The organism is Pseudoalteromonas sp. XI10 (genome assembly GCF_001469895.1).
In the GTDB taxonomy this organism is placed as follows: Bacteria; Pseudomonadota; Gammaproteobacteria; order Enterobacterales; family Alteromonadaceae; genus Pseudoalteromonas.
Map to the genome: position 1 here is coordinate 122,503 of NZ_LOPY01000050.1, position 20,960 is coordinate 143,462.

14 protein-coding genes are annotated in these 20,960 nt (G+C 42.1%); 2 read left to right on the forward strand and 12 right to left on the reverse strand.

Annotated elements, in window-relative coordinates; genetic code table 11:
- Window positions 1-163 precede the first annotated feature (163 nt).
- The 8 genes from fba to AUR67_RS14085 all read right to left on the reverse strand — a co-directional run bounded on the left by fba (window position 164) and on the right by AUR67_RS14085 (window position 8,929).
- Window positions 164-1,228, reverse strand: a complete 1,065-nt coding sequence (gene fba, locus AUR67_RS14050) for a class II fructose-bisphosphate aldolase (protein WP_058585756.1) — start codon at window positions 1,226-1,228, stop codon at window positions 164-166.
- 197 nt (window positions 1,229-1,425) lie between these two features.
- The gene (locus AUR67_RS14055) at window positions 1,426-2,601 is read right to left on the reverse strand and encodes a phosphoglycerate kinase (RefSeq protein WP_058585757.1); all 1,176 of its coding nucleotides are present in this window, start codon (window positions 2,599-2,601) and stop codon (window positions 1,426-1,428) included.
- A gap of 42 nt (window positions 2,602-2,643) precedes the next feature.
- A complete protein-coding gene (gene epd, locus AUR67_RS14060; RefSeq protein ID WP_054551164.1) occupies window positions 2,644-3,660 on the reverse strand; it encodes an erythrose-4-phosphate dehydrogenase in 1,017 nt (338 codons plus the stop codon).
- A gap of 222 nt (window positions 3,661-3,882) precedes the next feature.
- A complete protein-coding gene (locus AUR67_RS14065) occupies window positions 3,883-4,344 on the reverse strand; it encodes a methyltransferase family protein (RefSeq protein ID WP_058585758.1) in 462 nt (153 codons plus the stop codon).
- Window positions 4,341-4,964, reverse strand: a complete 624-nt coding sequence (locus AUR67_RS14070) for a 3'-5' exonuclease (RefSeq protein ID WP_058585759.1) — start codon at window positions 4,962-4,964, stop codon at window positions 4,341-4,343. Before AUR67_RS14070 ends, AUR67_RS14065 begins: the two co-directional genes overlap by 4 nt.
- 8 nt (window positions 4,965-4,972) lie before the next feature.
- Window positions 4,973-6,811 carry a DUF294 nucleotidyltransferase-like domain-containing protein gene (locus AUR67_RS14075; protein ID WP_058585783.1) on the reverse strand — a complete coding sequence of 613 codons (1,839 nt, stop codon included), beginning with the start codon at window positions 6,809-6,811 and terminating at the stop codon, window positions 4,973-4,975.
- A gap of 119 nt (window positions 6,812-6,930) precedes the next feature.
- Entirely contained in the window at window positions 6,931-8,655 is a 1,725-nt protein-coding gene (locus AUR67_RS14080; protein WP_058585760.1) for a sodium:solute symporter family protein, read from the reverse strand.
- Between the two features lie 10 nt (window positions 8,656-8,665).
- On the reverse strand, window positions 8,666-8,929 hold the full coding sequence (locus tag AUR67_RS14085; RefSeq protein ID WP_054551160.1) for a DUF4212 domain-containing protein: 264 nt from the start codon (window positions 8,927-8,929) through the stop codon (window positions 8,666-8,668).
- A gap of 387 nt (window positions 8,930-9,316) precedes the next feature.
- Between AUR67_RS14085 and AUR67_RS14090 the strand changes: the two genes are divergently transcribed.
- Window positions 9,317-12,757 (forward strand): PAS-domain containing protein, encoded by a 3,441-nt coding sequence (locus AUR67_RS14090; protein ID WP_058585761.1) that lies wholly within the window; start codon window positions 9,317-9,319, stop codon window positions 12,755-12,757.
- Window positions 12,758-12,766: 9 nt separating this feature from the next.
- Here AUR67_RS14090 and AUR67_RS14095 read toward each other — a convergent pair whose 3' ends face one another.
- Together AUR67_RS14095 and AUR67_RS14100 are read right to left on the reverse strand one after the other, a co-directional pair.
- On the reverse strand, window positions 12,767-15,370 hold the full coding sequence (locus tag AUR67_RS14095) for a DUF2339 domain-containing protein (protein WP_058585762.1): 2,604 nt from the start codon (window positions 15,368-15,370) through the stop codon (window positions 12,767-12,769).
- A 105-nt stretch (window positions 15,371-15,475) separates the two neighbouring features.
- Window positions 15,476-16,837: a hypothetical protein gene (locus AUR67_RS14100; RefSeq protein WP_058585763.1), complete on the reverse strand. Its 1,362-nt coding sequence runs from the start codon at window positions 16,835-16,837 to the stop codon at window positions 15,476-15,478.
- Window positions 16,838-17,177: 340 nt separating this feature from the next.
- Here AUR67_RS14100 and purU point away from each other — a divergent pair, with 340 nt between their 5' ends.
- Window positions 17,178-18,008 carry a formyltetrahydrofolate deformylase gene (gene purU / locus AUR67_RS14105; protein ID WP_058585764.1) on the forward strand — a complete coding sequence of 277 codons (831 nt, stop codon included), beginning with the start codon at window positions 17,178-17,180 and terminating at the stop codon, window positions 18,006-18,008.
- Window positions 18,009-18,060: 52 nt separating this feature from the next.
- On the opposite strand, the gene AUR67_RS14110 is transcribed toward purU, so the two are convergent.
- Together AUR67_RS14110 and acs are read right to left on the reverse strand one after the other, a co-directional pair.
- Entirely contained in the window at window positions 18,061-18,711 is a 651-nt protein-coding gene (locus AUR67_RS14110) for a response regulator transcription factor (protein WP_054551155.1), read from the reverse strand.
- Between the two features lie 96 nt (window positions 18,712-18,807).
- On the reverse strand, window positions 18,808-20,748 hold the full coding sequence (gene acs / locus AUR67_RS14115) for an acetate--CoA ligase (protein ID WP_058585765.1): 1,941 nt from the start codon (window positions 20,746-20,748) through the stop codon (window positions 18,808-18,810).
- Window positions 20,749-20,960 lie beyond the last annotated feature (212 nt).

The following is a 20,960-nucleotide window of genomic DNA, read 5'->3' on the forward strand; positions in this document are numbered from 1 at the left end:
AAAGCCTGTGATCAGTATACAACTAGTAAAATAATGATCCGTGAAAGCTAAGGTTAGTAAAACAGTGATCCTGAAAAACACGAGTAAGTATATCGCTGATCCGCCTTGATCGAATCATATAAAAAAACCGGCATAAAGCCGGCTTTTTTCAATTTACTATCAATTACTTGATTTGTGGATCAAGTTCACCTGATAAGTATTTAAGATGCATATCATCTAAAGAGATAGGCTTGATCTTACCTGCTTGACCTGCCGTACCAAATGCTTCGTAGCGAGCAACACAGATCTCTGTCATTGCTTTCGTTGCTTCAGCTAAGTATTTACGTGGATCAAAGTTAGCTGGGTTTAAAGATAAGTGACGACGAATTGCACCTGTTGATGCTAAACGAAGATCGGTATCGATATTAACTTTACGAACACCATATTTAATACCTTCGATGATCTGCTCTACTGGCACGCCATACGTTTCAGGGATTTCGCCACCGTATTGGTTAATCACTTCTAACCATTCTTGTGGAACAGAAGAAGAACCATGCATTACTAAGTGTGTGTTAGGAATACGCGCGTGGATTTCTTTAATGCGATCAATCGCTAAGATATCGTCTGTTGGTGGACGAGTAAATTTGTACGCGCCATGTGATGTACCACAAGCGATAGCAAGTGCATCAACCTTAGTTTTACTAACGAAATCAGCGGCTTCTTCAGGATCTGTTAGCATTTGATCAGTAGACAATTTACCTTCTGCACCAACGCCGTCTTCTTCACCTGCTTCACCTGTTTCCAGTGAACCTAAAACACCTAACTCGCCTTCAACAGACACACCACAAGCATGTGCCATTTCAACTGTTTGACGTGTTACATCAACATTGTATTCGTAGCTTGAAGGAGTTTTACCATCAGACATTAAAGAGCCATCCATCATAACTGATGAAAAGCCTAACTGGATTGAGCGCTGACATACACCTGGTGAAGTACCGTGGTCTTGGTGCATTACAACTGGGATATGAGGCCATTCTTCAACGGCTGCTAAAATCATATGACGAATAAAAGGGGCACCAGCATAGGCACGTGCGCCTGCTGAACCTTGTACAATTACCGGGCTGTTCGTTTTGTCAGCCGCTTCCATAATTGCACGCATTTGCTCTTGGTTATTAACGTTAAACGCAGGTACGCCGTAACCATTTTCAGCTGCATGATCAAGAAGTTGTCGCATACTGATTAAAGCCATTTGGTATTCTCCAAATTGTATCGACAGTAGTTCCCTACTATCTAGTTTGAACGGATAAGTTATTTTTTTGATGCATCACTGCATCACGAAAAGCTCGCGCCTACCGTAACAGCTGTAAATAAAACGAGGGTGAGAGGTATTTTATTAACAGCTAAACCAGCGTAATTACCTAATAACTACGCTGGCATACGCACTAATTACTTAGCACGTTCTTCAAGCATAGCAACTGCTGGTAATTTTTTCCCTTCTAAAAATTCAAGGAAAGCACCACCACCGGTTGAAATGTAAGAAACTTTATCGGCAATGCCGTATTTATCAATCGCTGCAAGCGTATCACCGCCACCAGCAATCGAGAATGCACTTGAGTTAGCAATCGCATCAGCAATAGCACGTGTGCCGTTACCAAATTGGTCAAATTCAAATACACCAACTGGACCATTCCATACAACAGTGCCCGCATTAGCAATGATTTTTGCTAATTGGTTTGCTGTATCAGGACCAATATCGAAGATCATGTCTTCGTCTGTTACTTCATTCACATCTTTTAATGTTGCCACTGCAGACTCAGAGAACTCATTACCTACAACAACATCAGTTGGTACCGGGATTTCACCGTTATTAGCTTTTGCCGCAGCACTTAATTTATTTGCTTCATCAATTAAATCAGCTTCAAATAAAGATTTACCTACTGGGTGACCTGCCGCTGCGATGAAGGTATTAGCGATACCACCACCCGTTACAAGTTGATCAACCACTTTCGAAAGTGAATCAAGTACAGTTAACTTAGTCGATACTTTAGAGCCACCAACGATAGCAACCAAAGGACGAGCTGGGTTATCAAGCGCTTTACCTAGTGCGTCTAGCTCTGCCGCAAGTAGTGGACCTGCACATGCAACATCAGCAAATAAACCCACACCGTGAGTCGATGCTTGTGCACGGTGAGCCGTACCAAATGCGTCCATTACGTAAACATCACATAATGCAGCTAGTTTTTTAGACAGTGCTTCGTCGTTTTTCTTTTCGCCAGCGTTAAAACGCACGTTTTCGAAAACAACCACTTCGTTATCAGCAACGTCTACGCCTTCTAGGTAGTCTTTTTCAAGACGAACTGTTTGCTCAAGGGCATCATTTAAATAATTAACCACAGGGGCAAGTGAGAACGCTTCTTCATATTCCCCTTCCGTAGGGCGGCCAAGGTGTGACATCACCATTACTTTAGCGCCTTTTTCTAACGCTAATTTGATAGTTGGTAATGCTGCACGAATACGCGCATCAGAGGTCACTTTACCTTCTTTTACAGGCACATTTAAATCTTCACGAATTAACACGCGTTTGCCGTTTAAATCTAAATCTGCCATTTTAATGACCGACATGGACTTCTCCTTAGTTAACGATACTAATATTATATTTATAAATTATTGGCTTACAGCCATCATCGCACGCGCAGTGTCGAGCATACGATTCGCAAAGCCCCACTCATTATCGCACCACACTAACAACTTTATCAGTCGTTTATGACTAACACGTGTCTGAGTGCCATCTATGATACAAGAATGTGGGTCATGATTAAAATCTACCGATACCAATGGCTCTTCTGTGTAGCTTAAAATACCGTCAAGGCGGTCTTTTGCAGCTAACTTAAGTGCTTGATTGACAGTCGCTAAATTCACATCGGTATTCACTGTTACACTTAAATCCATCGCCGTCACATTGATAGTTGGTACCCTAACAGCAATGGCTTCAAAGCGACTATGAAACTTAGGCAAAATACGCTCAATACCACGAGCAAGCTTTGTATCCACTGGAATAATAGACTGGCTTGCAGCGCGAGTACGACGTAAATCATGATGATACGCATCAATCACTTGCTGATCATGCATCGAGGCATGAATCGTTGTAATAGCCCCAGATTCAATCGAAAATGCGTCATCCAGCACTTTAATCACTGGCACAATACAGTTTGTGGTACATGAACCGTTTGAAACAATCGTATGTTCAGCTTTTAGCTCATCATCGTTAATACCATACACAATTGTGGCATCAACATCAGCATCTGCAGGCTGTGAAAACAATACTTTTTTTGCACCAGCAGCTAAGTGTAGTTCTGCATGTTCACGAGAGTGATACACCCCAGTACATTCAAGAACCACATCAACATCAAGAGTTTGCCAAGGCAGTTCTGCAGGGTTTTCTTCTGCAAATAAGGCTATAGAGTCGTTAGCAACCGTTAAAGTATCTTCGCCAAGATTAACTGGAAATGAAAAGCGGCCGTGAGATGTATCGTATTTAAGGAGATGGGCAATGCCCTTAGGGTCGGCTAATTCGTTAATAGCGACAATTTTGATTTGATCTTCAAGCCCTGATTCATACAGAGCACGGACGATATTGCGCCCGATTCGACCAAAACCATTAATTGCAAGTTTGATTGCCATGAAGAAGAAAATCCACTCTATTTGCTTGCAGATAAAGGCAGCTGCCTTTTAGATGGCGGTATTGTAATCGACCTGAAGAGTTTTTATAAGAGGTCAGCCAAAATAAAAATTGCTTAGTATGTTTTAGATGGCGCAGTTTTGGTAATCGACCTTAGACATTTTTATAAGAAGGCAAGGTAAGTAAAACTGCTTTAGCGACCTCATATAGCTTTCTGTATTCCTTTATAGCCAACGACGAACAGATTTTTGGTATTGCTGGTAAGCTGACCCAAACTTCTCTGCCATAAACGTTTCTTCTGGCATAATTTGAAATCGGTTCATATAAATAATAAATACCGGCAGCATAATAAAACTCGCAATATTACCAAGATAAATTCCCCAACCAACTAGCATTAATAACATACCGACATACATTGGGTTACGGCTAAATTGATAAACACCACTTGTAACAAGACTCGCTGACTTTTCAGGAATTCGAGGGTCAACAGTCGTACCTTGCTTACGAAATTGATAAACACCTAATAAAGCAAACACCACACCTAAAAATGCAATGAGTAGTGCTACAAAAGATGATGCGAAAAACGAGAGGCTAAAACTCATAAACAAGTCTGCTATGCCCCACATCATCAACGCAATGATCAACAGCAGCGCGACAGGAGGAATTTTTAATTCTAACTGATTCACAATAGCTCCCCTACTTTCAATGCCTTACCACGACTAATTTGATGACATTGGGCTAAAAATAACTCGGCCGTTGCCATGGCATCAGTAAGGGCATGGTGCGAGCTGTAATGCGGTAAGTTGTAGCGTTTACGGCATTCGCTAAGTGTTAAATCATCGTGGCCAATTTCGTGGCCTTGCTGGTGCAGGCGTTTTTTTTCAATAACAAAGGTATCAAGAATTAAACGCGCTTTTGCATCTAAGCCAAGCGTTCTGCACGCCTGTTTTAAAAACCCCCAATCAAGTGCCGCGTTATGAAACACTAAAATACACTCACCAAAATGCTGATGCAGCTTACCAAGAATCCTTTCGAGGCTTTCACCTGTATCTATATCTTGTTTTGCAATACCGTGATAAATCGGGCTTTGCTCTAAGCTTTGCACGTCTTTATTTATTAAGTGCTGCGCACCGCTGAGCTTAATGCACTGATCTTCAATCATTACCCACGCCACCGAGACAATTTCGTGCTGACGAGGGTCAAGGCCCGTTAATTCCATGTCTATCACTACGTAGCGCTCTTTATAGGCATCGGCTGCCAAAAGTTGCTTACGCGCTAAATACCGACTTAACCAGCGTTTAACCATCACGCCTCCTATAAACTACCACGAGCAAACTTAAATGCGGCCGCTTGCTGTGCCTGTTTAACCAAATAAAATGCTTCTTTTAATTGATGTCGCTCCAATGAATTCAACGCATTTGGGTTAATACAGTTGCTAGGCAATCCCTCTTCGTTAATTTGCGTACCTAAACGCAGCTGGGTTAAAAAACGCCAACAGTCTTTTAGGTTATATAAGTCATCTTTGTTGAGTAGCGAAAATTTCATTAACGCATCAATACGCTCTTGCGTATTAGCGCGCTGAATACCCGCTTTAAGGGAATATAAACGTACTATGTCGTTGATGATCACCACACCACGTTTTTTTAAGTCGAGGTACTTATGCTGTTTTTCGTCAGTTTCTAATTTAAATTGATTAAACAAACCAATGGGCACTGGCGTATTTTTAATGTCGCTGGCCATAGCTGCATAGAATAAGTCATTTTTAGAAATGCGCTTTAGCTGCTCACAAAAGCGCGCATATAAGGTGGTTGAGCCTTCAATAAAGCGTAAATCAAAAAATATCTTACAATTGAGCATCGCCTCAGGTGTAGGTGAGGTGATCCACTTATGAAACTTTTCTGTCCAATCGTTAATGCCCATTCGACACGCTGCATTGCTCGCCATAATATTGCCAGGGCAACGTTTTATACCGCACTCAATTAAATGCTCACAGACGTACTCGCCCATGCGCTTAAAGTAATCTTGTTGTTCTTCTGTTAAATCATCAGGTAGCAACAGGCCATTATCTTGGTCTGAATGCAGCGTTTGCTCTTCCCTTGCTTGTGAACCAAAACAAATAAAACTAAAGCTTGTTGGTGCCGCGCCATTATCTTCTTGAAACAAACGGATCAAACGCGAAGTCAGTGCATCAGTTAAGCCACTTAATAATTTACCAATCAAAGAGATATCATCAATATTGTTTGAAAAGCCTTTTAACAAGCCAGGTATCTCTTGCGAATATCGCTTTAAATCAACCACGCTGTGCGCTTTGTATATTCGCCCAATCAATTGTACTGGGTCGCTTTTTTGCTGACGCAGTAAATCAGTACTGGTGAGCATACCAAGCGGTTTGTGATGTTCATCAAGCACTGGTAAATGGTGAATATTGTGCTTAAGCATTAAGTGCAGCGCCGAAAACACGCGGTTATTTTCAAAAATAAACTTGGGTTTACACGTCATGATGCTACTAACTGACTCTTGTGGGTCAACCTCATCGGCCAATACGCGATTGCGCAAGTCTCTGTCGGTGACAACCCCAACGAGGCGATCATGTTCAGTTAGCATAATCGACGAAACACCCTGTTGTTTCATTTTTTTAGCGGTTTGACGAATACTTGCATCTGGTGCCAAGGTAACGGCTTTGCGATTCATCAATTCGCAAATTTTCTTCTCCGACCAACTGTCGTTTTGACTTTTATAATGAGACGACAATAAACGGTTTTTGTGGGCGCGAACAAAGTATTGCTCAAACACTTTATACTCACGGCGTAAGTAATCAAATGCCGCTTGGTTTAGCATGTAAACAATGCCTTCCTTTTGCACTGAAATGCTATTTTGAATCGCTTCGCCAGTTAACAGTGAAGGAAAACCAAAGTAATCACCACTCGATAACTTAGTGATCACATCGCCTTTTGGGTCGACTAAATCATAATCGCCAGAGCGAATTAAAAATAATCTTAGATTATCCGAACTTAACCACTGATTTTGATTCTCACGGGTTAGGTAAATAATATCGAGATGGTTTACAAAATACTCACTAGCAGCGCCATCTAGCTGATTAAATGGCGTTTGCTGCATCACAAATTGGGCGACTTCCTGTTGCTCGGTATTCATGGTCATTCTCGCTATAAAATAGAGACAATATCTACACTACCCCTGTTTGAAATAAATAAAAAGCCCGACTTAAGTCGGGCTTTTGAACTTCAAGAGTGTGTTCTTATAAAATGGTTTTATTAGTGCGCGTGTGCTGCGCTCGAACCTTTAGGGTTACGGATACCTTCAACCATTTCTTGGATTTCAACTGGTGTTTCAGCCGTTAGTTTAAGTACGATAGCTGCAACCACAAAGTTAACAATCATACCGACTAGACCGATACCCTCAGGTGAAATACCAAATAACCAGTTTGCAGGTGCATTCAATTCAGGGCTTACGAACTTGAAGTAGATAATATAAGCCGCTGTGAATGTAATACCTGTCACCATACCCGCAATCGCACCTTCTTTATTCATCTTCTTAGAGAAGATACCCATAATGATGGCTGGGAAGAAGCTCGCCGCTGCTAAGCCGAAGGCGAAGGCAACAACCGAAGCCACGAATCCTGGCGGGTTAATACCAAAGTAAGCTGAAATCACAATCGCTATCATCGCAGCTAAGCGCGCTGCAAGTAGCTCTTGTTTGTCACTTATATCTGGTTTTAAGGTACGTTTTAATAAGTCATGCGATACCGAGGTCGAGATCACCAATAGTAAGCCTGCTGTTGTTGATAGCGCTGCTGCGATACCACCTGCTGCTACTAATGCAATCACCCATGCTGGTAAGTCTGCAATCTCTGGGTTTGCAAGTACCATGATGTCGCGGTCAACTTTAACTTCGTTTGCGCTGTTTGGATCATCAATCTTACCTGCTGAGTAGAACATTTTGCCGTCACCATTTTTATCATTAAAGGTGATTAGGCCTGTTCTTTCCCAGTTTTTAACCCAAGCTGGTGCTTCTGCGTACTCTGTACCGCTACCGTCTTTACCGTTAATTGTATCAATCATGTTTACACGAGCGAATGACGCTACAGCTGGTGCGGTTGTATAAACAACTGCAATGAAAACAAGTGTCCATGCAGCTGAGATACGCGTGTCTTTAACACGTGGAACAGTGAAGAAACGAACGATTACGTGCGGTAAACCTGCAGTACCAACCATTAGCGCGCCTGTGATTGCGAATACATCAATCATGCTCTTCGAGCCTTCGGTGTACTGCGCAAAGCCAAGCTCCGTACTGAGCCCATCTAGTTTATCGAGTACAAACTGTCCTGAGCCATCGCTAAGCGTTGCACCAAAACCTGTTTGTGGGAAGAAGTGACCTGTCATCATCATTGAAATGAAGATTGCTGGAACAAGGTAAGCAAATACTAGTACACAGTACTGAGCTACTTGCGTGTAAGTAATCCCCTTCATACCGCCTAATACAGCGTAGAAGAATACAATCACCATACCAATGTAAACACCGGTCTCAATATCTACTTCTAAGAAGCGAGAGAAAACCACACCTACACCACGCATTTGACCTGCGATATATGTGAAACAGATAAAGATGGCACATAAAATTGCAACAATACGTGCAGCTTGTGAGTAGTAACGGTCACCGATGAAATCTGGCACCGTGAACTTACCGAACTTACGTAGGTAAGGAGCTAAACAAAGTGCAAGTAGTACATAACCACCTGTCCAACCCATTAGATATACACCACCGTCATAACCCGCAAACGAGATAATACCCGCCATTGAGATAAACGATGCCGCACTCATCCAGTCAGCAGCGGTTGCCATACCATTTGCTAGCGGCGGTACACCACCACCAGCAACATAGAATTCATTTGTAGACCCAGCACGAGCCCAGATTGCGATGCCGATATAAAGCGCAAAGCTTAAACCGACGATAATAAACGTGAGTGTTTGAACATCCATTGCTTAGCTCCTATTCGTCTACGCCGTATTTTTTATCTAACGTATTCATTTTGAAAACGTAAACAAAAATCAAAGCAACAAAGGTGTAAATAGCGCCTTGCTGGGAGAACCAGAAGCCGAGTTTAAACCCAAAGAAACGTATCTCGTTAAGTACGTCTACCAGTAAAATGCCGAAGCCAAATGACACGACAAACCAAATTGCTAATAATTTAAATAGCAGTGCGAGGTTTTCCGCCCAATAAGCTTTTGCTTGTTCTTCATCTTTAAAAGCCATTTTTTATCCCCTTATGCATTACAAGAAAGTAATGAGTGGTATTAGTTGTCATTAACTAAGTTAGCAAGGGTTCTGATTTATGGAATTGAGACCATAGTCGTAACAGCCAGCTTACGTTTACGTAAACTGCAAAACACCATTTGTTAACAGATGGTAAAAAACAATATTTAACAATAACTTAACCTACAAAGATAAATTTACGAAATAACGAAAATAGTAAAAACGAATGATCTGCGACATTAGTCTAATAAAGATGCATAAAACACCACTATTTATTAATTATCAATAACTTGCGTTTTATTAATTATTATTGCAAAAAATCTTGCCATCGAAATCGCGCATAATTCTGGTAAGGTAGTGTTATTACAATAATTACTGAATTTAAACATGACAGCTGCGCTTTTATTTGTTGCACTCGCCTATATTGGCGTGTTGTTTTGGTTGGCAAATTGGGGAGACAAAACCACTCCTCTTGCTAAAAGAATTAGTCACCACCCATTTGTTTATTCTTTTTCATTAGGGATTTACTGTACGTCTTGGACCTACTATGGTTCAGTTGGTACAGCAGCCACCAGCAGTTGGAATTACTTACCTATTTTAATTGGCCCTGCGTTGCTTTTTTTCTTCGGCCAAGGGTTTTTACGTAAATTAGTACTGGTCAGTAAAAAGCAAAATATCACGACCATCGCCGACTTTATTTCAGCTCGCTATGGTAAACGGCAAACCACCGCCATTATGGTGACAATTATCGCTTTATTGGCGACTATTCCTTATATCGCACTGCAATTAAAAGCACTGAGTAGCAGCTTCTTACTGCTACAAAACGACGATCGTATTTCTGGCTCTATGTTGGCCCTTTCGGCGACACTCATTATGGCGATGTTTGCGATATTCTTCGGTACTCGTAAAGTCGATGTAACCGAATATCGCTCAGGGCTAATGCTCGCTGTCGCCTTTGAATCTATGATTAAGTTACTGGCTTTGGTGGCCGTTGCTGGGCTTGCTTTATACACATTATTTAATTTAACTACGGTGCAAACCGAGCAGCTAACGGGCTCTATTTGGCAACATTGGCAGAACTTCGACTTTTTTAGCTTTAACTTTATCGGCCAGTCATTAATGGCAGCAGCAGCCATCATCTGTTTACCAAGGCAATTCCACGTAACTGTGGTCGATAACCAAGATAAACGACACCTTTATACAGCCCGCTGGGCATTCCCCCTGTATTTGTTACTAACTGCAGCAATGATTTTCCCTATTGCAACGGCAGCTATTCACCCAGGCATTGGCAGTGGCTTCTCACCAGATAGTTTTGTATTAGCCCTACCGCTGATGCACGAAAACGCCTTTTTAACGACCTTTGTATTTATCGGCGGTCTATCAGCGGCTACGGCAATGATTGTTGTAGCCACACTCACGCTCAGTACCATGATTTCAAACGATGTAGTGTTGCCGTTAATGCTGCGTCGTAAGTTTAAACGTAACCTCATTACTAGCAGCTATAAGTCGCAAATCCTGTTAGTGAGACGCTTCACAATTGCTGGCATTTTGATTTTGTCGTATTTCTACCAGCAATGGTTTGGCCATGGTAAAGCACTGGCTAGTATGGGTTTAGTGGCCTTTTCTTTGGTATCGCAATTACTCCCAGCTATTGTTGGCGGCTTATACTGGCGAAAAGGCCATGCTTATGGGGTTTATGCCGGGTTATTAGCAGGCTTTATTTGCTGGATCTTATTCTTAATGCTGCCAATTTTAGATGCAGGCAATACCTTAAATGCAGAGCTGCAACAAACACTTATTACTCGTGGTACTCTAATCGCCTTATTTGCCAATATTGGCTGTTACATAAGTTTTTCGCTCGGTGCAGATGAACGTTTAATTGATAAAATTCAAGCAGCTGCCTTTGTAAATCCAAAAGAGCAAGCGGTATTCGCCAGACGCTTAAATAAAAACGTAAAAGCCACTGTTTACGACTTTAAAGTACTGCTACAAACCTTTCTAGGTGTTCAGCGCTCGCAGCAAGTACTTGCTCATTTTGCGTTATCGCATAACTTAGATGATAACAACGCGCACCCAGAACCCGAGTTTATTGCTTATTGTGAGCGCGCCTTAACCGGTGTACTTGGCGCTTCTTCAGCACAAGCGCTGATCCACACGGTTGCCTCAGGTAAACGCATGGCCTTTGAAGAAGTGGTTAACTTTTTTGATGAAACCACACAAGCCCTGCAATTTAATCAAAACTTATTATTTACCTCTCTCGAAAACCTCAGCCATGGTATTTCGGTTGTTGATAAAGAGCTTAATTTAGTGGCGTGGAATAAGCGCTACGCAGAGATGTTTGCTTACCCAGATGACTTTCTCGAAGTAGGCCAACCAATTGAAGATGTACTTAGATATAATGCCGAGCGCGGGGAGTGTGGCCCGGGCGAGGTTGAACGTCATGTAGAAAAGCGTGTACAGCACCTTAAAAACGGTACGCCCCATCACTTTATTCGCCACCGCCGTAATGGCCAAGTGTTCGAAATGATTGGTAACCCACTGCCTGATGGCGGCTTTGTGACAAGTTTCTCTGATATTACCACGCATATCGAAACGCAAAATGCGCTTGAAGAAGTAAACATGGATCTTGAAAACCGCATTGAAGCACGTACTCAAGAAATCCGTACTATCAATAAAGATTTACAAGCACAAATCGATAGCCGAGTACAAACTGAGCAAGCACTTACTTTAGCGAAAAAAGAGGCAGAACAAGCTAATGACAGTAAAACGCGATTTTTAGCCTTAGCAAGCCACGATATTTTACAACCGCTGAATGCGGCGCGCCTATACCTTGCAGCTATTGATGATAAAACCCTTTCGAGCAACAACTTAAATAACTTTGAAAAGCTGGGTGCAAGCTTAGATTCAACGGTGCATTTGATGTCGGCGCTGTTAGAAATTGCCAAGCTCGAGCAAGGGGCAATGACCCCTACCCCACGTCACTTTAGTATTGATGACATACTTGCCCCACTGAAAAATGAATACGCCATTATGTCGAGCGAAAAAGGCTTAAAACTGACAGTGCGCTCAAAAGGAGTTATCGTTCACAGTGATATCACTTACTTACGACGAATTATTCAAAACTTGGTGTCAAATGCGGTTAAATACACTGATAGTGGCCGAGTTTTAATTGCTTGTCGCAAACGCAAACATCATTTACGGATTGAAGTATGGGACACAGGCCCCGGCATTACAGAAGTAGAGCAAGCGAAAATCTTCAATGACTTTTACCGTATTGAAGCCGGTGATAACAAAGGGGTTGGCCTTGGCTTAGGAGTTGTAAAACGAATGGCCGACTTACTCTCTTTACGTTTAGATGTAAGTTCAACGCCTGGCAAAGGTAGTCGCTTTAGTATTGAAGTACCTTATGGTGAAAGCCAATTTATTCAACAAAAAGAGGCACCTAAAAAAGGGGTTGAGAATCGAAGTGCGATGAACATTATTGCAGTGGATGATGACCCTGAGAACCTTAATGCCATGGCAAGCCTATTGCAAAAGTGGCAGGCCAATTATCAGCTCTTTGATCAAGTTGAAACCGTGATGGCCTATGCCAAAGAGCACCGAGCGCCCGATGTGATCTTAATGGATTACCAGTTGGGTCATGATTGCGATGGCATAACGCTTATTAAAACCCTAAGAGAAATTTGGCAAAGCCCAGTGCCAGCCATTTTAATCACAGCGGTGCGTGATGAAGCCCTAAAACAGCAAACCAAAGAAGAGCAAATTCATTACCTTAGTAAACCCGTTAAGCCCGCAAAACTCAAAGCACTGCTTAACCACAGTGCTTAACAATACCACTTAAGGCAAAGCTGCAGGCTTTGCCTTAAATTTTTGGAACAACCAGCTAAGTGCCACTAACGACAAGCCTAAGCCGATAAACGAAATAGCTCGAAGTAATCCAGTTAAGTTTGCCATATCAATCAAGAACACTTTTAACACCACCAGCGCCAATAAACCAAGGCCGAACTTTTGTAATACCGTAATGGTTCTTAACTGCCCCACCACAACCACCAAGGCACCTATAACAAGCCAAACTAAAGAATAACTGTAAAGCTCGGCATCTGAGGTTGGCAAAGCAATATTTATAAACTCGCCTTGCCAGTTATGGCGAATTTCCGCATTGATATATAAAACACTCATCACAGCTGCAAGTGCTGTAAACAGCTTTTGTAAATAGTGCTGAGATTTAGTCAGTTGGCTTGCCCAAATTGCAATACAGGCGGGGACTAACCAAAGTAATAGTAACCAGTTAATAATCGGCCAACTGCCTATATTTATCGGCTCAAAAAACGGATTTACAGCGGTAAAGCTTTTAAGTACTAGTAAGCCACTCAATGTTAATAACGCAAAACCTGCTACTTGATAGAGCTTAGCTAATTGCGCAGTAAAGCGTGAACGCAGTAAATAAACACAACCTAATATACCCCAGTTACAGGTTAATAAAATATGCTCATACACAGACAAGTTCTCAAAGTCTGGGTAGTGCCCCACCAACTGATAGCTCGTCTCTGTGGTAATAAATAAAGCAATGCAATGAAGCGTTGCACCTTCTAACCACACCCGAACAGATTGCTGCTGCCAGTGCCTCGCTGCCAAGTAAAATAAGCAAGCGCATACTGGGTACACAACCAAACTCCAGTGCACACCGAGCAGCAACGCATCACTGTAATCAGCTGACCAAGGTGCAAAGCTTAACCTAACAAGTAAAGCGCCAACTAAACCCTTAATCGGCCAAGTAGGAATGCTGAGTGACTGTTTATTGACATAAAAACTGATCAACAGCACTTGCGCAGCAAGCGCCAAGGTTAAACTGCTACCTTCTAATAGCATGGTTAACGCTAAGCTAATATTGGCATTGCCGCCAAGCCAGTAACTAAATACCCGCATTGGATTTGTGCTATTGACTGATAACTTAAATAACCAAGCAGACAGAGCCAATAATACAAAGCACCAAACCGGATACGCCGTCATCAAGGCATGATCGGGAGTGATGACATATAAGCAACTAATAATCACAAAACTTGAAAGTGAAGCGAGTAAAGCAAAACCTAAGCGTTTGGGGTATTTACGACCAAACAAAAACCCATAACCCGCAAACAAAGCAATAAAAAACAGCCCTGCTCCATAATTTTGCCGAAATACAAAAAGCTGCTCAGAGTAGTCAACAGCATTATATTGCCCTGTAAGCAAACACATTACACTGACGACAGCTAGTATCAGCCAGTGATCCCATGCACTGTTTTTTAATACCAAAAATAACAGTAAAGCCACTAACGACAATATACTAAGCTGCCAAGTAAGCAGATCATTATGACTGATGAGTAAAAGGTAAAGTGGCACGACTACAGCTATCAACAGAGGGTTGTCGGGCAGTTTTTTCAGTAGCGTTTTAAAGCGGTGTGGGCGGTGTTCAATTTGCTTAATACTCAGTCCGAGACGCGGAATCGCAATTAACAATACGATGCTAAATAGAGCATAAAGATTAATAAACCAATGCAGGTTTTTAGCTGCACTCATCGCAACTAAGTAATACCAGCCTAAATGACCTGCCCATAACAGATACCACAACCAATGCCGTTTTACGTAATGCGCGACTAGCGAAGCCGATACACTGACAAACGCAACATAGGTTAGCAGTGCTATAAAGTCATTGCTCCCGGTATTGACCCAAACCGGCACACTGTAGGCGCCAATAATACCAATGACCGCAAGCACAGGACCAAAACGCAGTGCCATCCAGCTGGCTGCTATAGAAACTAAGGTTAAAATGCTAAATGCAGGTAAAGCCTGCAGTAAGCCATAATGGCTGTAGGCCAGCAAAGTCAATGCAAAACAACTAATAAAGCCGCCACTTGCCAGCGCCGCGGGAATATAGTTGCTAAACCCATCAAAAATAATACCTTTACGATGTAAAACCTCCGCCGCAACAATTAAGCTCAAACCAAAAATAGCGCCAAGCGTGAGTCGCATGGTTTCGGATAATAAGCCTGCCTCCAGTGAATAGCGAGCTAAAAAGATACCGCCAAAGGCAAGTGCAACCGCTCCTACCCAAGTTAACCAATTGGCTTTGATTTGTGTAACGAGTTGGCTTACTAGCGGATTTAAAGTCGCAGGCTTGGGTTTTGTTTGCTCTGGCTTTTTAGGGATAGCCTCTATCGGCTTACTAATGATTACAGGCTCTGGTTCAAATTTTGCTGTGTCAGTCAGATCGTCGTTTGAATTATCAAACTGGTTTGCAGGATTTGCTTGTGGATGATGACTATATGTCGCGTTAAGTTTGACTCGAAGAGCAGCTACTTCTCGCTTTAAACTAGAGAGTTGAAAAAAGGCAAAAATACCCGCAATTGAGCCACCTACAACAACTAGTGCTAGTAATACTAGTAACGCAATACCGCCATCCATACTCTCTCCTTGTGTACGCTTTAAACAAAAAAGCAAAAGCCTTAATTGTTTATACAATAAACACTTAGCAAGAGTAAATAAACAACGATATTGCGTTTTAGCCAGTTAAGACTGTTCAGTCACCGTACGCTCTAAGGTCATTTTAAAACCTGAGTCTGTGGTTTCATCGTGTTCAATCACTAAGATATAGTTACCTTCTTCGGTAAAATCCATATCGCTTTGTTGCAAGAGCACAATCTGTTGACCATTGTCTTCATAGACCACATAGGTTGTATAAACTTCGTTATCAACCACCTGTTCTTGTTGGTCGTATTGATCTAACCCTTCAACAACATTGCTGGTATCTTCAACCGTTTCACCATTGAGGGTGAAGTACACATCAACTTCGTCAATCTCTTGCCCTGCATAACTATCAATTAAGTTAACCACAGTAACTGCGTGGCTGTAGCTGCTTGGAGTTAGGTTTTCTTCAATGGTCATCATACGAGGCCCGTAATCTTTATCATTGTAGAAAAGACCAACCGCACTTTGCTCACGCTCTAATGTCATTAAGAAGTTATCAACAATCGTGTCACCCGCTTCATCTAACATAGCGACGCTATAACTATTTGGTGACATGCTCATATATTCAGAGTAACTATCGTTGCTAACAACTTCGGTGTTGGTCGCCGTTGTGCCTCGGGTTACTTTAAACTGGGTTTGCGTGTAATCATCGATGGTATTGATAAAACGCAGCTGACCTTGCGCGTCCTGGTGGTTTAGTTGTGTTACTGAGCTACTAGCCGTCACGACATCAAGCGTAATGCCATCTTCTTCTGTTGCATAACTTGGGCGGATCATCGCCATGTACGTTGCTTCATCATTAAAGTACACGGTTGGTGATTCAAAAATCACATCAGTGCTGCCGCTAGCGGTAATATAAATAGTGTAATAACCTTCCTCAAGCGTCGCTAATTCTGGCTCAACGAGGTATTGCGAAGTCATTAATAGCTCAGCGGTATCAAATAACCCGTCATCAGTAGCAACGTATACATCGTAAAGGTTATCTTCACCAACGATATTAAAAAAGCCAACATTGAATTCATCTTCATCGCTTGACGTCGGCACACTGAGCTCAGTAAAAATTGGTTCAGCAAAATCACCATTCATTACTAGCAACTGAGTTTGATCATTTTTAATTTTGATGGTTTCTTCGTCGATGGTGATATAACTATCGTTGGCATCAACATATTCAAAACTGAGATCATACTCCCCCGAACTGTAGTTATGACGAGTTGATACATCACCAAAATCTGCCCCCGAACGTTCAGTGTCATCAACAAATAAACGCGTGTATGGGCTGTTGTAAGAGCCGTTGTACAGTTGCACATAGCCACTGTTGCTACTGCTACTGTCATCGCTTGAACAGGCAGCCAGTACCGAAAGCAAACTTGAGGCAACAATTGTTTTAAGCAGAGTGCTTTTCATGGAATTTTTTCCTTATTGTTTGTAATACCCCATTCTGACTCGAATAGTGCGAAAAAATTCTATGTTTTACAAACTATTACCTTCACTTACAGTTACTTACGATAAGGTTAAAAAGTGTAGGAAATGATGTAGAAAAGCACTTAATTAATCATAATTATGGACAGAAAATCACATTTATAGTGAAAGCAGCTTAATTTTACACGAAAAGTAAATAATGATTACATTTTAGGCGCTTATACAATCAAATCAGATAAATTATTAGATAGTTAAATTTGCGCTATGCAGCACAAAAAAATTAGCAAATAATGGTGTTCACACAAACGGGATTAGAATGAGGACTATGAACACGATTTTAACCACACAATGCGATGATGATGTTGGTCTAATTGCCAAGATCACCGGCCTTTGTCATCAGCATAATTTAAACATTACACGTAATAACGAATTTGTAGATAAAGATGCTAAACGCTTTTTTATGCGTACAGAGTTAAGCGGCGTTATTTCAGAGGACTTTTTACCAAGTCTTGCTGAGCTACTTCCTGATGGCGCAGAGCTTGCCCTGCACAACAGCGAAAAAACGAAAGTGGTATTGCTTGCCACCAAAGAAGCGCACTGTTTAGGTGGTGTATTACTAAAGCAATTCGAAAAAGCCTTAAACATCGAAGTACTGGCTGTGATTGCCAACTACGCCGACTTAGCGCCACTGGCTGCAGGCTTTGATGTGCCATTTCATGTGGTATCGCACGAAGGCTTAAGCCGTGCGGAGCATGATCAACAAGTTGGTGATTTAATTGCCAGCTACCAGCCTGATATCATCGGCCTTGCTAAATATATGCGTATTTTAAGCCCTGAATTTGTGGCGCGCTTTGAAGGTAAAATTATTAATATTCACCATTCATTTTTGCCTGCCTTTATTGGTGCAAAGCCTTACCATCAGGCATTTGAGCGCGGTGTAAAAATTATTGGTGCGACCGCTCACTTTGTTAATAATGAGCTCGATGAAGGGCCGATTATTTTACAAGATGTGACGCATGTCAGTCATGCTGATACCGCAGAGATGATGGCAAAAATGGGTAAAGATGTTGAGAAAACAGTGTTCTGCAAAGCGCTGCAACTCGCATCTGAACATAAACTGTTTATCAATGGTAATCGAACCGTGGTGTTCGCTTAAACAATAAAATGAAGAGGCTGAATGGCCTCTTTATTGTTTTTATTATCTTTTGTTATGCCGACTCAATAGGCTCTAATTGTAACTTAGAGGCAATTAATACCGCTTGAGTACGGTTATACACACCTAGCTTTCTAAAAATTGCTGTAATGTGTGCTTTGACTGTTGCTTCAGAGATATGTAACTCGTAAGCAATCTGTTTGTTTAACAAGCCTTCGTGTAAGTATTGCAACACCTTGTATTGCTGCGGCGTCAGTGAAGCCACTTGCGCTGCAATTTCCTTGTCTTCGCCATCTACGGCAGCCACTTTATCTTTAAGCTCAAGTGGAAGCCAAACATCGCCTTCAAGAATGTGGTTAATTGCTAGCGCAATATCATCTGATGAAGATGATTTAGGAATAAATCCCATCGCACCATAACCCATTACTTTAGAAACTACATTGATGTCTTCGCTGCCAGAAACAACAGCTATTGGTAAGCTTGGATAGTCTTCGCGAATGCGAATAAGGCCGTATAAATCGCCATTACCTGGCATGTGAAGGTCTAGTAGTAAGATATCAAGATCTTCTTGCTCGCTCAGCACCTGCAAGGTGGTATCAAAGTTTTCCGATTCAAACACTTCTAAATCAGCGAACTTAGCACTCAATGCCCCTTTCAGCGCTTCACGAAATAACGGATGATCGTCCGCTATTAAAAACTGACTCATGGTTCACTCCTAATAAATTCGGCTGACACCTATTTCTAAGTGACAGCCGATATACTACGTTTAGAATCAACTTCTAATCAAGTTTTTAACGCGATTTTAACGATTTAATCGGTTTTCGATTAGCTCATCAACAACGCTCGGATCGGCTAATGTAGAAGTATCTCCAAGCTGTTGGTGCTCATTTGCCGCAATTTTACGTAAAATTCGACGCATGATCTTACCAGAACGAGTTTTCGGTAAACCTGGAGACCATTGGATCATATCTGGTGAAGCAATTGGGCTTAATTCTTTACGAACCCAGTTACGTACCTCTTTTGTTAGTTCATCGCTTACTACAATCCCCTCATTTGGAGTGATGTAAACATAGATGCCCTGACCTTTAATATCATGTGGGTAACCTACTACTGCAGCTTCTGCTACTGCTTCGTGAGCAACCAATGCACTTTCGATTTCTGCAGTACCTAGGCGGTGACCTGATACGTTAAGTACGTCATCTACACGGCCTGTGATCCAGTAGTAGCCATCTTCATCACGACGACAACCATCACCTGTGAAGTACACGCCTGGGTATGCTGAAAAATAGGTTTGTTCAAAGCGTTCATGGTCGCCATAAACTGTACGTGCTTGTGATGGCCAGCTATCTAAAATAACAAGGTTACCGTCAACCGCGCCTTCTAGTGTATTACCCTCAGCATCAAATAGTGCTGGTGCAATACCAAAGAATGGACGTGTTGCTGAGCCAGGCTTCATATCTGTCGCACCTGGTAATGGTGTGATCATGATGCCACCAGTCTCTGTTTGCCACCAGGTATCTACGATTGGGCAGTTTTCGTTACCAATATGCTCGTAATACCATGCCCACGCTTCTGGGTTAATTGGCTCACCTACAGAACCCATAACACGAAGGCTGTTACGAGTTGAAGTCGCTGTTGGCTCATCGCCTTTCGCCATTAAAGCACGAATAGCAGTTGGTGCTGTGTAAAGGATAGTCACGTTGTGCTTATCAATCACTTCACCCATACGACCCGCTGTTGGGTAAGTTGGTACACCTTCAAATACGACTTGCGTGCAGCCATTCACTAATGGGCCATAAGCAATGTAGCTGTGACCTGTGATCCAGCCCACATCGGCACTACACCAGAAAATATCGTCTTCTTTAAGATCAAACACATATTCATGTGTCATCGATGCATAAACAAGGTAACCACCGGTAGTATGAACCACACCTTTTGGTTGACCCGTTGAGCCTGAAGTATAAAGAATGAAAAGTGGATCTTCTGCATTCATTGGCTCTGGTTCGCACTCAGCCGGTAAGTCAGCGACAAGCTCATGCCACCAAACATCATGACTATTCCATTCAACTTCACCACCCGTAAGCTGATGAACAATAACGTGCTCAACGGTGGTTACTGAGTCTTGTGATACCGCTTCATCAACATTTGCTTTAAGTGGTACGCAGTTGCCAGCACGGCGACCTTCGTCTGAAGTAATTACCACTTTAGCGCCTGAGTCATTAATTCGGTCAGCAATCGCTGATGGAGAGAAACCACCAAATACTACAGAGTGAATAGCACCAATACGCGCACACGCTTGCATAGCGTAAATAGCCTGCGGTGTCATTGGCATATAAATAGCAACACGGTCACCTTTTGATACGCCTAATTTTTTAAGGCCGTTGGCCAGTTTAGCTACTTCGTCGTGAAGCTGTTGGTAGCTAATATTTTCGTTGTGTTCAGGGTTGTCGCCTTCCCAAATGAGGGCTGTTTTATCGGCTTTAGTGGCAAGGTGGCGGTCAATACAGTTGTAAGATGCGTTAAGTTGGCCGTCTTCATACCAGCGAATACTGATATGACCTTTGTCGAATGAGGTGTTCTTTACTTTGTTATAAGGAGTTGACCAATCAAGGCGTTTACCGTGCTCTCGCCAAAATCCTTCAGGGTCATCAATAGATTGCTTGTACAGTGTATTATACTTATCGTTATCAACTAGTGCTGCATTCTTGATATGCGCTGGTACTGGATAGATACTTTCTGACATTGTTGTCGTCTCCATTTTAATTACTTGCCTACGGCCTGCTTCAAGGATCACTCAGCAAAGCCCCTGAAAGTATTAGACCTTAGTTGTATATCTTGTCATTTAACAAAAAACTTCGAAATTGCCTTCTATAATCTAGTCCAATGTTAGGTTAGATGCGATTTAACTACCCATTCCACCTTAGTCTAATAGACCAATAGATAATTGAGAGAAGT

Coding starts and splice junctions, on each gene's coding strand:
- AUR67_RS14075 (WP_058585783.1), bottom strand. CDS start 6,811: ATGAATACCGAGCAACAGGAAGTCGCCCAATTTGTGATGCAGCAAACG.
- AUR67_RS14090 (WP_058585761.1), top strand. CDS start 9,317: ATGACAGCTGCGCTTTTATTTGTTGCACTCGCCTATATTGGCGTGTTG.
- AUR67_RS14100 (WP_058585763.1), bottom strand. CDS start 16,837: ATGAAAAGCACTCTGCTTAAAACAATTGTTGCCTCAAGTTTGCTTTCG.
- epd (WP_054551164.1), bottom strand. CDS start 3,660: ATGGCAATCAAACTTGCAATTAATGGTTTTGGTCGAATCGGGCGCAAT.
- AUR67_RS14080 (WP_058585760.1), bottom strand. CDS start 8,655: ATGGATGTTCAAACACTCACGTTTATTATCGTCGGTTTAAGCTTTGCG.
- fba (WP_058585756.1), bottom strand. CDS start 1,228: ATGGCTTTAATCAGTATGCGACAACTTCTTGATCATGCAGCTGAAAAT.
- AUR67_RS14095 (WP_058585762.1), bottom strand. CDS start 15,370: ATGGATGGCGGTATTGCGTTACTAGTATTACTAGCACTAGTTGTTGTA.
- AUR67_RS14110 (WP_054551155.1), bottom strand. CDS start 18,711: ATGAGTCAGTTTTTAATAGCGGACGATCATCCGTTATTTCGTGAAGCG.
- AUR67_RS14070 (WP_058585759.1), bottom strand. CDS start 4,964: ATGGTTAAACGCTGGTTAAGTCGGTATTTAGCGCGTAAGCAACTTTTG.
- AUR67_RS14055 (WP_058585757.1), bottom strand. CDS start 2,601: ATGTCGGTCATTAAAATGGCAGATTTAGATTTAAACGGCAAACGCGTG.
- AUR67_RS14085 (WP_054551160.1), bottom strand. CDS start 8,929: ATGGCTTTTAAAGATGAAGAACAAGCAAAAGCTTATTGGGCGGAAAAC.
- purU (WP_058585764.1), top strand. CDS start 17,178: ATGAACACGATTTTAACCACACAATGCGATGATGATGTTGGTCTAATT.
- acs (WP_058585765.1), bottom strand. CDS start 20,748: ATGTCAGAAAGTATCTATCCAGTACCAGCGCATATCAAGAATGCAGCA.